Annotated in this window: 11 protein-coding genes and 1 pseudogene; 8 read left to right on the top strand and 4 right to left on the bottom strand. The window is 64.5% G+C overall.

Annotated elements, in window-relative coordinates; genetic code table 11:
- Positions 1 to 23 precede the first annotated feature (23 nt).
- Positions 24 to 677 carry a hypothetical protein gene (locus E3O45_RS09710; protein ID WP_134443220.1) on the bottom strand — a complete coding sequence of 218 codons (654 nt, stop codon included), beginning with the start codon at positions 675 to 677 and terminating at the stop codon, positions 24 to 26.
- Positions 678 to 857: 180 nt separating this feature from the next.
- On the opposite strand from E3O45_RS09710, the gene E3O45_RS09705 reads away from it, so the two are divergent.
- Complete coding sequence (locus tag E3O45_RS09705) at positions 858 to 2,243, top strand: MFS transporter (protein WP_134443219.1); 1,386 nt, start codon at positions 858 to 860, stop codon at positions 2,241 to 2,243.
- A gap of 79 nt (positions 2,244 to 2,322) precedes the next feature.
- On the opposite strand, the gene E3O45_RS09700 is transcribed toward E3O45_RS09705, so the two are convergent.
- Positions 2,323 to 3,225 carry a LysR family transcriptional regulator gene (locus E3O45_RS09700; protein ID WP_241978756.1) on the bottom strand — a complete coding sequence of 301 codons (903 nt, stop codon included), beginning with the start codon at positions 3,223 to 3,225 and terminating at the stop codon, positions 2,323 to 2,325.
- Between the two features lie 112 nt (positions 3,226 to 3,337).
- On the opposite strand from E3O45_RS09700, the gene mmsB reads away from it, so the two are divergent.
- The 3 genes from mmsB (at position 3,338) to E3O45_RS09685 (ending at position 6,601) form a co-directional block, all read left to right on the top strand.
- The gene (gene mmsB / locus E3O45_RS09695) at positions 3,338 to 4,240 is read left to right on the top strand and encodes a 3-hydroxyisobutyrate dehydrogenase (RefSeq protein ID WP_134443217.1); all 903 of its coding nucleotides are present in this window, start codon (positions 3,338 to 3,340) and stop codon (positions 4,238 to 4,240) included.
- Positions 4,241 to 4,270: 30 nt separating this feature from the next.
- Positions 4,271 to 5,755, top strand: a complete 1,485-nt coding sequence (locus E3O45_RS09690) for a CoA-acylating methylmalonate-semialdehyde dehydrogenase (RefSeq protein ID WP_134443216.1) — start codon at positions 4,271 to 4,273, stop codon at positions 5,753 to 5,755.
- Positions 5,756 to 5,842: 87 nt separating this feature from the next.
- The gene (locus E3O45_RS09685) at positions 5,843 to 6,601 is read left to right on the top strand and encodes an EI24 domain-containing protein (protein ID WP_134443215.1); all 759 of its coding nucleotides are present in this window, start codon (positions 5,843 to 5,845) and stop codon (positions 6,599 to 6,601) included.
- 10 nt (positions 6,602 to 6,611) lie between these two features.
- On the opposite strand, the gene E3O45_RS09680 is transcribed toward E3O45_RS09685, so the two are convergent.
- A complete protein-coding gene (locus E3O45_RS09680; RefSeq protein WP_134443214.1) occupies positions 6,612 to 7,571 on the bottom strand; it encodes a cytochrome b/b6 domain-containing protein in 960 nt (319 codons plus the stop codon).
- Positions 7,572 to 8,139: 568 nt separating this feature from the next.
- Between E3O45_RS09680 and speB the strand changes: the two genes are divergently transcribed.
- From speB to E3O45_RS09660, 4 genes are all read left to right on the top strand, one after another.
- A complete protein-coding gene (gene speB, locus E3O45_RS09675) occupies positions 8,140 to 9,090 on the top strand; it encodes an agmatinase (RefSeq protein ID WP_134443213.1) in 951 nt (316 codons plus the stop codon).
- Positions 9,091 to 9,135: 45 nt separating this feature from the next.
- The gene (locus tag E3O45_RS09670; protein WP_134443212.1) at positions 9,136 to 10,605 is read left to right on the top strand and encodes a cytosine permease; all 1,470 of its coding nucleotides are present in this window, start codon (positions 9,136 to 9,138) and stop codon (positions 10,603 to 10,605) included.
- A 10-nt stretch (positions 10,606 to 10,615) separates the two neighbouring features.
- The gene (locus E3O45_RS09665; protein WP_198418244.1) at positions 10,616 to 11,455 is read left to right on the top strand and encodes a nitrilase-related carbon-nitrogen hydrolase; all 840 of its coding nucleotides are present in this window, start codon (positions 10,616 to 10,618) and stop codon (positions 11,453 to 11,455) included.
- A gap of 133 nt (positions 11,456 to 11,588) precedes the next feature.
- Complete coding sequence (locus E3O45_RS09660; RefSeq protein ID WP_134443211.1) at positions 11,589 to 12,173, top strand: helix-turn-helix transcriptional regulator; 585 nt, start codon at positions 11,589 to 11,591, stop codon at positions 12,171 to 12,173.
- A gap of 492 nt (positions 12,174 to 12,665) precedes the next feature.
- On the opposite strand, the pseudogene E3O45_RS09650 reads toward E3O45_RS09660, so the two are convergent.
- Positions 12,666 to 12,838, bottom strand: a pseudogene (locus E3O45_RS09650) (IS3 family transposase); the annotation flags it as partial.

The following is a 12,838-nucleotide window of genomic DNA, read 5'->3' as shown; positions in this document are numbered from 1 at the left end:
CCTGCACAGCGCAGCACGCTGGTTCAGCGGATGCGCTGGTTCAGCACCGCTGGGTGGTCCGCCGGCAGTCCATGCCGGCGGCCACCCTGCAGCAGCAGCACGTTCTTCTTCTCCCAGTCGCCGAGCGCCTGCCTCAGCGCGTCGATTGCGCTGCTCTCCGCGCAGCTGCCGGCTGTGCGTCCGCAGGAGCACTTCGCCGGCTGAGCCGGGTCGTCGTGGTGCAGCCCAGCGATGCGCCAGAGGCCGCCCATCGCCCAGTCAATCTGGCGCCGGGCCAGCTCGGTATTGCGTTCGGCCCGCTTGACCAGATCATTCTGCAGCAGGGCACGCACCCCGTCGATCCCGTCCGCAAACTGACCTTCCACGACGGCACTGAGCTCGGTGACCTGGGCGCGCAGGGCGGTCAGATCAATGTCGCGGGCGACGAGGAGAGCATCCGTTTCGGCGATATATTCTTCGTGCGCGGACTCGGAAACCGCCCAGCGAGCGGCCCACAGCTTGACGTGCTCAGCGTCGCGACGCTCACTCTTCTCGGCCCCAATGTGGTGCACGCACTGCGCGCAGACCACCTGATCGCTCAGCGAGGTGAAGTGAAACGGCTGCGGCGCGAGGCAGCACAGGCACGGCACCTCCACGTCGACGTGCAGCGGATGCGCGTGCGTCACCGTTGTTCCCACCTCACTGTTTGTTCCTTTGAGAATACCGTTGCCGAGTTCGTTCCCTCAGACCACGTGTGCATTTCTGCACGGCGCCCCTGCGCGAATCGCCTTTGACAGTCAGCAGTGCGAAGCGCAAGCTGAGACGAGCCAGACGACGTGCACGCACGTTGTGTCAATGACGACACGAGGGGGACTCCCATGAGCAGGACCAGATCCAATTCCCGACAGGACGTACAGACGTCCGGACTGAAAAAAGTCGTGGCAGCCTCCATGGCCGGCACGGTCGTGGAATGGTACGAGTTCTTTCTCTACGCCTCCGCGGCAACCCTGGTTTTCGGCACCCTGTTCTTTCCCAACGCGGGCAGTGAGCTCGAGGGCATCATCGCCGCCTTCGCCACCTACGCGGTCGGATTCCTGGCCCGCCCCATCGGCGGCATCGTGTTCGGACACTTCGGCGACAAGTTCGGCCGCAAACGACTGCTGCAGTTCAGCCTCGTACTCGTCGGCGTCGCCACCTTCCTGATGGGCTGTCTGCCGACCTTCCAGCAGATCGGCTACCTCGCGCCCGTTCTGCTCGTGCTCCTGCGCTTCATTCAGGGCTTCGCGGTCGGCGGCGAATGGGGCGGCGCTGTTCTGCTCGTCGCCGAGCACAGCCCGGAGAAGTCGCGCGGATTCTGGGCCAGCTGGCCCCAGGCCGGTGTGCCCGGTGGAAACCTACTGGCCACCGGCGTGCTGTTCGTACTCGCCTCGACCCTCTCCGATGAGGCCTTCCTGAGCTGGGGCTGGCGCGTCGCGTTCTGGCTCTCCGCCGTGATCGTGCTGGTCGGGTATTACATTCGCACCAAGGTCAGCGATGCGCCGATCTTTCTCAAGGCGCAGAAAGAGGTCATGGGGGGCGACAAGGGCTTCGGCATCGTCGAGGTCTTCCGTCGCTACCCGCGCGGCGTCTTCACCGCAATGGGCCTGCGTTTCGCCGAGAACATCCTCTATTACCTGGTGGTGGTGTTCTCGATCACCTACTTGAAGATCATCGTCGAGATGGACACCTCGCGGGTACTGCTGCTTCTACTCCTCGCCCACGCCCTGCACTTCAGTGTCATTCCGCTCGTCGGCCACCTGTCCGACCGAGTCGGCCGCCGCCCGGTGTACTTCCTCGGTGCCGTCCTCGCCGGCACCTGGGGCTTCTTCGCCTTCCCCATGATGGATACCGCGAACGACTTCATCATCATTGTCGCGATTATGTTGGGTCTGCTGTTCCACGCCCTCATGTATGCCGGCCAGCCCGCCATTATGGCGGAGATGTTCCCCACCCGCATGCGCTACTCCGGTGTCTCGCTCGGCTACCAGGTCACCTCGGTCGTCGCGGGCTCGATCGCCCCGATCATCGCCGTGAGCCTGCTCTCCGCCTTCGATTCCTCGGTGCCGGTGGCCATCTACCTCGCGGCAGCCTGCCTCCTGACGGCCCTCGTTGTGCTGACCCTCAAGGAGACGCGCGGCCTTTCGCTGCACGACATTGATGCAGCGGATGCCGCCGAATCGGCCGATCGCGCCGCCGCCGATTTGGCTGGGGCCGGTCGCCGCTAGCTCGGCGGAACGAAGCGATGGCCCGATCTCGTCGATCGGGCCATCTCGCTGCGCGAGTGACGAACATCCGCTCGCCCGGTCAGTCGGTGAAGGCCGCCGGTCGACCCGCGATCTCGAGCGTGATGGCCTCGATCGCGGCGCGCACCACCGGGGAGCGCAGCGATTCGGCCCGCACCACGGCCCAAATCGGCAGCTGACGCTGAAAATCGTCGCGCAGGACGGGCACGAATTCGGGCCGGTCGTGTACGAGAAAATTGGGCAGCAGGCCGATCCCGGCGCCGGCCTGCACTGCCTCCAGCTGCGCGAACAGGCTGGTCGCCTGAAAGGTCGTGGCGGGTTCGGGCAGCTCAGAGGACCGGTAGCCGAGGTCGGTGACGAGCAGTGCGCTCTCGACGTAGGACACAAAACCGTGCGACGGAATATCGTCGAGCGACGCGGGAACACCGCGGGCGAGCAGGTAGCCGCGGCTCGCGTACAGCCGCAGAAAGTAGTTGGTGAGAAAAACCGCCTGTGCATTGTTGACGTCGTTGCGCCCCGCCACGATTTCCAGGTCGACCCCCGACCGGTTCTGGCTCACCTTGCGGGTGGCGCTGAACATCTCAATGTTGATGCGCGGGTGACTCTGTTGCAGCTTCACGAGCGCCGGCGTGACGACCTCAGCCCCGAATCCGTCGATCGTGCTGATGCGCAGCAGCCCGGAAAGCGGATCTGTCTGACTGATCGCCGTGCTGAGCGCGCCGAGCCGATCTTCGATCGCTTCGGCCGCGCTGACCGCGTGCCGCCCCAGCTCGGTGAGCTCCCAGCCGTGCGGGCTGCGTTCGAGCGTGCGACCGCCCAGTTCGCGATCGAGCGAGAGGATGCGCCGCGAAATCGTCGTGTGGGTGGTGCCGAGTGCCTCGGCGACCGCGTTGAACCGGCCCAGCCGGGCCACGGTGAGCAGTACGAGCAGGTCGTTCGGGCTCGGAAGCTGGTGTGAACTCACGGAATGGTCCCTTCGAGTCTGTGCATCTGCGCACATACCCCCTGTGAAATTTTGCCTTGATTGCACTCTATCCGGCTGCGAGGGTGGAGGAACACAAGCAAAGGAGCTTCACATGTCAGTAGTCGCCTGGATCGGGCTGGGCAACATGGGTGGACCCATGTCAGCCAATATGGTGGCCGCCGGCCACGAGGTACGCGGGTTCGATCTGAATCCGGATGCCGTCGCCACCGCAGTGACGGGGGGCGTCACCGCCGTCGGCAGCATTGCCCAGGCCGTGGCCGGGGCTGATGTCGTCTTCACCATGCTGCCCAAGGGGGAGCATGCCCGTTCGGTCTATTTCGGCGCCGACGGCGTGCTGGCCAACACCGACACGAAAACCCTGCTGGTGGATTCCTCCACCATCGACATCGCGACCGCCCAGGCGCTGCACGATGCCGCAGCAGCGGCGGGCTCTCGGTTCGTCGATGCCCCGGTCTCCGGCGGCATTAGCGGTGCGAAGGCCGGAACACTGACCTTCATGATCGGCGGCGAGGCCGGCGCGGTGGCCGACGCGACCGTGTTTATCAAGCCGATGGCGGCTAACATTATCCCCACCGGGGCAGCAACGACCGGTCAGGCCGCGAAGATCTGCAACAACCTGATGCTGTTCATCAACCTGGCCGCGACCGCCGAGGGCGCCGTTTTGGCCGAGCGGCTGGGACTGGACAAGCAGGTGTTCTGGGATATCGCATCCGTTTCTTCTGGCGACAGCTGGGCGCTGCGCACCTGGTATCCGATCAAGGATGTCGTCGCGACGGCCGCGTCCAACCAGGATTTCGCCCCCACATTCACCACCGCGCTCGCGAGCAAGGACATCGGCCTCGCCATAGCGGCCGCCCGTGCGACCAACACCCCGCTCGAAATCGGCGAGCACGTTGCCGAGCTGTTTCAGCGGCTGATCGACGAGGGCGAGGGCGGCAAGGACTGCTCAATGATCGTCAAACTCGTCGACGGCAGCCTGCAGCCGAGCGCCTGAACCATGTCGTCCACCAGAAAGAGCACCCCCATGCAAACGATTCCCCACTACATCAACGGCCAGCGCGTCGAGTCGGCTGAACGGTTCGGCCCGGTGTTCAACCCGGCAACCGGCGTGCAGGAGAAGCAGGTGGTCCTGGCCTCCCGCGCTGTCGTCGTCGAGGCGATCGAGGCGGCCAGGGCGGCACTGCCGGAGTGGCGGGCCAGCAGTCTGGCCAAGCGCACCGCCATCTTCTTCAAGGTGCGCGAGCTGCTCGCCGAGCGCACCAGTGAACTCGCGGCGATTCTCACGAGCGAGCACGGCAAAGTGCTCTCCGACGCGGCCGGCGAGATCACCCGCGGGCTCGAGAACATCGAGTTCGCGACCGGGCTTGCCCACATGCTCAAGGGCGACTTCTCCCAGCAGGTCTCGCACGGGATCGACGTGCACTCGGTGCGCCAGCCCGTCGGCGTCGTCGCCTGCGTCACCCCGTTCAACTTTCCAGCCATGGTGCCGCTTTGGATGATCGGCAGCGCCCTCGCCTGCGGCAACACCGTGCTGCTCAAGCCGAGCGAGAAAGACCCCTCATCGGCTATTTTCATCGCCGAGATCTTCACGGAAGCCGGGCTGCCCGCCGGGGTGCTCAACGTCGTGCAGGGGGACAAGGAGGCCGTCGACGAGCTGCTCGACAACCCGGAAGTCCGGGCGATCAGCTTTGTCGGGTCCACTCCGATCGCGAAATCCATCTACAGCCGGGCAGCCGAGAACGGCAAGCGGGTGCAGGCACTCGGCGGGGCCAAGAACCACATGGTCGTGTTGCCCGATGCCGACCTCGACATGGCAGCGGATGCCGCCATCAACGCCGCGTACGGATCGGCCGGGGAGCGCTGCATGGCCGTGAGCGTGCTTGTGGCCGTCGGCGGCATCGCCGACGACCTCGTCGCCGCGATCGAAAAGCGCATGAAGACCCTCACCGTCGGCCCCGGGACCGACCCGGCCTCCCAAATGGGACCGCTCATCACCGGCGAACACCGCGACCGGGTCGCGTCCTACCTGGCCGGTGCTGAGGCAGCCGGCGCCACGATGGTCGTCGACGGCCGCGCCCAGAACTTCGACAGCGACGGCTTCTTTCTCGGCGTCAGCCTGATCGACCATGTCACCCCCGGAATGCAGGTCTATGACGACGAGATCTTCGGCCCGGTGCTCTCGGTCGTGCGCGTTGACACCTTCGACGAGGCCGTTACGCTCGTCAACGAGCACGAGTTCGGCAACGGCGTCGCCCTGTTCACGCGCGACGGCGGGGCTGCCCGGCAGTTCGAGTTCGAGATCGAAGCCGGAATGGTCGGCATCAACGTGCCCATCCCGGTGCCGGTCGGTTCGTTCTCCTTCGGCGGCTGGAAGAACTCGCTGTTCGGCGACGCGCATATGTACGGGCCAGACAGCATCCGTTTTTATACCAGGGGCAAGGTAGTCACGTCCCGCTGGCCTGACCCGGCCAGCTCCGAGATCGACCTCGGGTTTCCGCAGCTGGCCTAAGCCAGGCGGGTCCCCGCGGGGATCCGCCTGGCTTTCACGGCGGCGGGTTAGGGTGTGGGGGTGCCGCCTTCAACCACGCCCACACCTATGAACCGTCCACCCGCCAGGAGCGAGTTGCTCGCCGGAGCCGCATTTCTCGGTCGCGGCCTCAGAATGTGGATTACCTCGCCCCGCCTGATGCTGCTCGGCGCCCTGCCCGCCTTCATCGTCGGCCTCGTCTATCTGGCCGGGATCGTGGTGCTGCTGGTCAACCTCGAGACGATTGCCGTCGCTATCAGTCCATTCGCGAGCGGGTGGGATGAGCCGTGGCGCACGGGGATGCGGGTCGTGACCGGCGTTGCGGTCGCGGCGGCCGGCATCCTCTTGCTCGCGTACACCTTTGTGGCCGTGACGCTGCTGGTCGGCGACCCCTTCTACGAGCGCATCTGGCGCGCGGTCGAGACCAGCCTTGGCGACGCGCCGGTCGAAGCGAAGCGCGGCCTGCTATGGTCGATCGGTGACGCAGTGCGACTCATCGCCCTCGCGGCATTGGTCGCTCTGCTGCTGCTTATCTGCGGCCTGATTCCCGGTCTCGGTCAGCTGCTCGCGCTCGTTCTCGGGGCCGTTTTGGGCGGCTGGATCCTCGCGCTTGAACTTACCGGATTCGCCTTCGACGCCCGTGGCTTCACCCTCAGCCAGCGACGACGGATGCTGCGCGCCCGCCGATCCCGCAGCCTCGGTTTCGGCGTACTCACCTACCTGCTGTTCCTGATTCCGGGCGCGGCGGTCATCGTGATGCCCGCTGCGGTTGCCGGCGCCGCACTGCTGAGCCGGGACGTTCTTGAGGCCGAGGCCCGGACCGCCTAGAGCTTGCGGTTTAGCGCTTGCGGTGAATGATGCGCCCGCTGCGCGCGGCGATGGCGCGCACCACGACCGGGCGCGCCCCGACCCAGACTGCAACCGTCAGCAGGATCGAGCCGACGAAGATCCAGACGCCGAGCCAGCCCGTGTCGCTGCGTGCCGCATACATGTGGTTGAGGTTGGCGCGGGCACCAGTCGTGAGCACGAGCAGAACGTGCACGACAATAAATGCCACGAAGAAGATGAGAGCCGCGAAGTGCAGCTTGCGTGCGACGGGCAGGGGAAAGACCCGATCAAATCGCCGAAACCGGGCGGAGAATCCGGGAGAGATGCGCAGGCCGGTGACGAGCGCGATGGGTGCTGCCACGAACACGACCGTGAAGTAACTGAGCAGTTGCAGGGCGTTGTAGTACGCCCAGCCGTTGTCGGTCGGCCAGTTCAGCGAGGCGTATTGCAGGCCGGCAGACACGGCGTTGGGAAAGACGTCCCAGCTAGTGGGCACAATTTTGAGCCATTGCCCGGTCGCGAACAACAGAACGTAGAACACGATCCCGTTCACCAGCCACAGCGTGTCGAACACGATGTGCTGCCACAGGTCGAGGGTGATGCGGATCGGCGGATTCCTGGTGCGCAACCAGCCGGTGTTGGTGCGCGTCCAGAAGATGGACGGGCGTTTGGTCGTGCGCACCTGCCAGCCGGTGCGAATGACGAACAGGATGAAGAAGGCGTTGAGCCCGTGCTGCCAGGCCAGCCAGGCCGGCACTCCGATCGGGGTGGCGACCGGGTGGGTCGAGGTTCCGGGGTACGTCAGCAGGAACGATCCCACCCACGGAAGAGTGCGCAGCCCGTTCGCCGCGAGCACGACAACTACCAGGGCAACTAGCACGGCAGGCACGATCCAGGCAAGCCGCAACCACCGGTTCGGTCGCACGGTACGCAACCGGAAGGCACTGCGTCGGAAGGTGCCCGTCGTCATCGCGATCCGTTCTCGCCGGGGCGAAAATCCCGCAGCGTCCCCGCAAGGCTACTTGCCCGCCCAGCCACGGTGTCGATCAGTGACGCGGTAGGTCACATTCCCAGTGATGGTATCCGAATTCCCCGCTCCATAACGACACAGGGCCTCCGATTTCCCGAACGCCCTGACTGGTCGCGTGGATGGAGCTGCTAACCGCAAGCAATCCGCGGTGGGTGTTTCTGCCGTTTCGGGAGGCCTTGCGTCGGCTCCGGTCATGCCGTTGCAGTCGCGACACGGGTCATCCTTCAGCGACCAAGTGACATATGAACCGCGCGCTCAAAGCCCTGTCAGGGTGTTTCCTGGGCCCAACCGAATCCATTCACCAGAGAAAAAGTGAACCTGTCCCATTCGCGGGGAGACTTGCGCCCGATATTTTCAGCAGATCGAACAGTCGATGCAGGTAACTGGTGGCCTTTTCGGTCGGCTTGCCGGCGGCGAGGGTGCGAGTCCGCGGAATAGTTGGACAAAGAGCAAATTTTGTTGCATATTAGTAAAACTAAATACCGATTCACACGAAAGCAGGATGCTGATGTCCAACGATGAGCAGCCAATCGGCCCCCTGGACGCCAGCCTGACTCCGCGCTACGCCGGAATCGCCACCTTCGCCCGCCTGCCGCGGCTCGAGGATGTTCGCCGGGCCGATATCGCCGTTGTGGGCGTGCCCTTCGACAGCGGGGTGAGCTACCGCCCGGGCGCCCGCTTCGGCCCAGCTCACGTGCGCGAGGCATCCCGACTGCTCCGTCCATATAACCCCGTGCAAGACGTCGAACCGTTCTCCACTCAGCAGGTCGTCGACGCCGGAGACATCGCCGCAAACCCGTTCAACCTCACCGAGGCTGTGGCCCAAATCCAGCAGGCAGCCTCCGAGCTGTCGGCCGACGGCAAACGCCTTGTCGTCATCGGGGGCGACCACACCATTGCACTTCCCCTGCTTCGGGTTGTTGCTGAGCGCCATGGCCCCGTCGCCGTGCTGCACTTCGACGCCCACCTCGACACCTGGGACACGTATTTTGGGGCTCCGGTCACGCACGGCACGCCGTTTCGGCGCGCCTCGGAGGAAGGCCTGATCGATCTGCAGGCCAGCATGCACGTGGGCATCCGCGGCCCGCTGTACTCCCGCGACGACCTCCGCGACGACGAACGCCTGGGTTTCGCGATCATCGCCAGTCATGAGTTCGAAACCGAGGGGCTCGCCCGCGCAATCGAGCGGATGCTCGCCAGGCTCGGTGACCGCCCCGTGTATCTCTCTGTCGACATCGACGTACTCGACCCCGCCCACGCCCCCGGCACCGGCACCCCCGAAGCCGGCGGCATGACCAGCCGGGAACTGCTGGCCATGATTCGCGCCCTGCGAGCCGTGAACTTGGTCGGGGCCGACGTCGTTGAAGTTGCCCCGGCCTACGACCACGCACAGATCACGGCCGTCGCTGCCTCTCACGTGGCCTACGAGATCATCTCGGCCATGACTCCCTCCGCTTAACACACGCAATACCTCACGCAGTCACCGCACACCAAAAGGACGATGATGTCGATCAACAAGACGAACCCCGCTTCGCCTCCAAGCACTGACTCCGAGGAGCGGCGCCCTGTCATCGAGCAGCGCTCGATCGACTACGTGCCGAGGTCCGAGCGGCACGGAAAGGTCTGGCACCAGGGGCCGTTCTGGTTCACCGGCAACTTCGTGCTGCCGACCATGGTGATCGGCTTCATCGGACCGGTCATCGGGCTCAGTGTCTGGTGGACCGTTCTTGCGGTCATCACCGGCGCCTGCTTCGGAACGTTCTTTATGGCCTTTCATGCCAATCAGGGGCCTCGCACCGGCCTGCCGCAGATGATCCAGTCTCGTGCCCAGTTCGGCAGTCGCGGTGCCATCGTGCCGTTCGCGGCGAGTGTCTTCGTCTACATCGGCTTCATGGTTTTCGACACGATTCTGGCAACGCAGGGCCTTCTGCTGGCCTTTCCGGGCGACAAGCTGTTCTGGTATCCATTCCTGATCGCGCTCTCCATCCTGATCGCCGTCGTGGGCCATGATCTGCTCCACTTCATCCAGCGCTGGCTCACCGGCCTGCTCGTCGTGGTCTTCGTCATCATCACGGTGCTGGCCATCGTTCACTTCGACTCCACGACGGTCACCGAGACCGCGAGCACCGCAGGCTGGAATGGAGCGTCCTTCCTGGTGATGTTCTCGCTGGCCGCCGGCTACAACATCAGCTACGCCATCTATGTCTCCGATTACAGCCGCTACCTCCCGCAGAACGCTTCGGCGCCCAAACTCATCGGCTGGACCTACCTCGGCGCAGCGCTGTCGGCATCCTGGCTCATGTCGCTCGGCGCCCTCCTCAGCAGCCACATCCCCGATGCCGACGCGATCGGCGCCATCAAGACCGTCGGCGACATGCTCTTCCCCGGGTTCGGCACCTTTGCCGTGCTGGTCTCAACGGTGGCCCTGATTTCGATCATGGGCGTCAACGCCTACGGGGCAATGCTCACCGGAACAACCGCCGTCGACGGGTTCCGCAAAGTCTCAGCCACCGTGCGCCTTCGCGTGATCGGGCTCACCGTCGTCGGTCTCGTCACCCTCGCGATCGCCCTGCTCATCCCCGACGACTACCTGAGCAGCTTCAACGACTTCGTACTTCTGATGCTCTATTTCCTCGTGCCGTGGACCGCCGTCAACCTCGTCGACTTTTACCTCGTGCGGCGCGGCAAGTACGCAATCGCCGAGATCTTCAACCCGCGGGGCATTTACGGTCGCTGGGCCTGGCGTGGAATGGTCGCCTATCTTGTCGGCTTCGTTGCGATGATCCCGTTCTTCTACACGTCGTTCTACGTCGGACCGGTCTCAGCGGCGCTGGGCGGGGCTGACATCTCCTTCGTCGTGGGTCTGGTCGTCTCTGGCGGGCTCTACCTTCTGTTCTCGCGCAACCTCGACCACGCGGCCGAGGCCGAAGCTCGCCTCCGCAGCGAACTTGAGCTGGAAGGCGCAGCTGATTAGCGACACCACAGTGACCGCTTCCCCGGTACGAGTCGGCTGCTGCCAAGTCTCCGTGACCGTGGGTGACACTCTCGGCAACCGCGCCAGGGTGCGGGCTGCCATCGAGGCGGCAGCGGATGCTGGGGCACGCATTATCGTGCTGCCGGAACTGGCGAACTCGGGCTATCTGTTCGCCGATCTGGCGGAGCTGCGAGCCGTGGCGGAACCCGCGACCGGGCCATCCGTTCGGGAATGGGAGCAGCTGGCCCAGGAGCGCGATCTCGTGATCGTGGTCGGTTTCGCCGAGGCCGGCGACGACGGGCTGATTTACAACTCCGCGGTGCTCGTCGACAAGACCGGGCGTCGTGCCGTCTACCGCAAGGCTCACCTGTGGGACCGTGAAAAAGACAACCTCTTCACCGCCGGGTCTGCTGCACCGCCGGTCGTCGAGACCCCCTGGGGCCGTATCGGGGTGGCCATCTGCTACGACCTCGAATTTCCAGAGTGGGTGCGTTCAGCAGCCCTTGATGGTGCCGAGCTGCTCTGTTGCCCGGTTAACTGGCCGCTGTATCCACGCCCGGCGGGTGAACGTCCCAGCGAAATCGTCAAGGTCCAGGCCAATGCTGCTGTCAACCGTATGTTCATCGCCGTCGCCGATCGCACCGGGCCGGAACGCGGGCAGCACTGGCTCGGTGGCAGCGTCGTCGTCGACGCCTACGGGTTTCCGCTCACGCACATCACTCTCGGCGATGAAACGATGCTGCTGGCAGATATCGACCTCGCCGAAGCTCGCGCCAAGGGCATCAGCGCGCGCAACGATGTGCATGCCGATCGGCGCCCGTCGCTCTACAGCCGGGTCACCGATAGCTAAGCCCCGCCTATCGCCTCGCTGGCGCGCTGACGAATGGCTGCTCGGCGGGCATCTTCTGCTGCTTCACACAAGGCGGCGTTGCCAACCCTGACAGAATAGATACCTGTTCCGCCCACGTCCCTCTGGAGTGATCATGCGCCCGATGCCTGTCGACCCCCCGAATCAGCGGGCGGCCATCGGCAGCAGATTGCGCGCCGCGCGGCGTTCTCAGCAACTCACCATTGATCAGTTGGCCACGGCCACCGACCTCACCAAAGGCTTCATCAGTCGCATCGAACGCGACATGACATCGCCGAGCGTCTCGACGCTGGTTGCCCTCTGTGAAGTGCTCCATGTCAATATCGGCGACCTGTTCGCATCCTCTGACGTTGAACTCGTAACCGCCGCGGGCGCCCCGCGCATCAACCTCGGCGGGGACGGCGCCAACGAGAGGCTGCTCACCCCGCGTCGCGAGAGTCGTTTGCAAGTCGTTCGTTCCACCGTGAGCCCTGGGGGGTCGGGTGGGGGAAGGCTCTACACGATCAACTCGCCGGTAGACGTCGTGCACGTGTTGGCCGGTTCCATAACCGTGCAATTCAGCGACCGCACGTTGACCCTGGCTCCGGGTGATTCGCTCACTTTCGACGGCCGTGAGCCTCATAATTGGCAGGCCGACCCCGAGGCCGAGACCGAGCTCCTGTGGATCCTGGCCCCGGCCGCCTGGGAAGGCACGGTCTAGCACTTCTGCCCTCCATCGATTTGGGGCCGCCAACGTTGGCCCCAAACGACAAAATGCGAGCTAGCACTGGTAGTGGTTCTCCGGTGTCCCCACTGAACGCGGTAGCCCTGTCGGCACGACCTCAACGAAGCCGATCAGCCCTGTCAACACCGTGAAAAACCGAAGGCAGCCTGATCGCGTTCGGCAGAGCCTACGACGGTGCCCGTGGAACTGTGTAATTGGGCGGAGCTACGCTCAGCAGGGTTGGCGAGGCCGGAATTTCCTCGATTACTTTCTTTGCTCTTCAGGGGAGTACCGGGCGACGGTCGCCGAGCACCGGGAATTCACTACGGACGGACTTCACGATGTCGTCGGATACGTCTACGCTGAAGATCCCCTCACGGTCTCCTGCTTCCAGGAGGATATTTCCCCAGGGATCGATGACCGAGGAATGGCCGCCGAGGACCACTGACCTGCCGTGGGCATTTCGGACAGCGGAATTAGTGGATTCTTCTACGCTGCCAATGCTGGCTGCTGATAACCATAGTGGACTTCATTAGGCCTGCGGTAACCGAGCGCGGAGTGCCGGCGTCGACTGTTGTAAAACCCTTCGATATATCGGATGACGTCGCTGCGAGCTTGGGATTTCGTGGCATACGCGGTGCGGTAAACACGCTCATTTTTGA

This window comes from Cryobacterium sp. TMS1-20-1 (assembly GCF_004402355.1).
GTDB classification, from domain to species: domain Bacteria; phylum Actinomycetota; class Actinomycetes; order Actinomycetales; family Microbacteriaceae; genus Cryobacterium; species Cryobacterium levicorallinum.
This window is presented reverse-complemented; position numbering and strand designations above follow the sequence as displayed.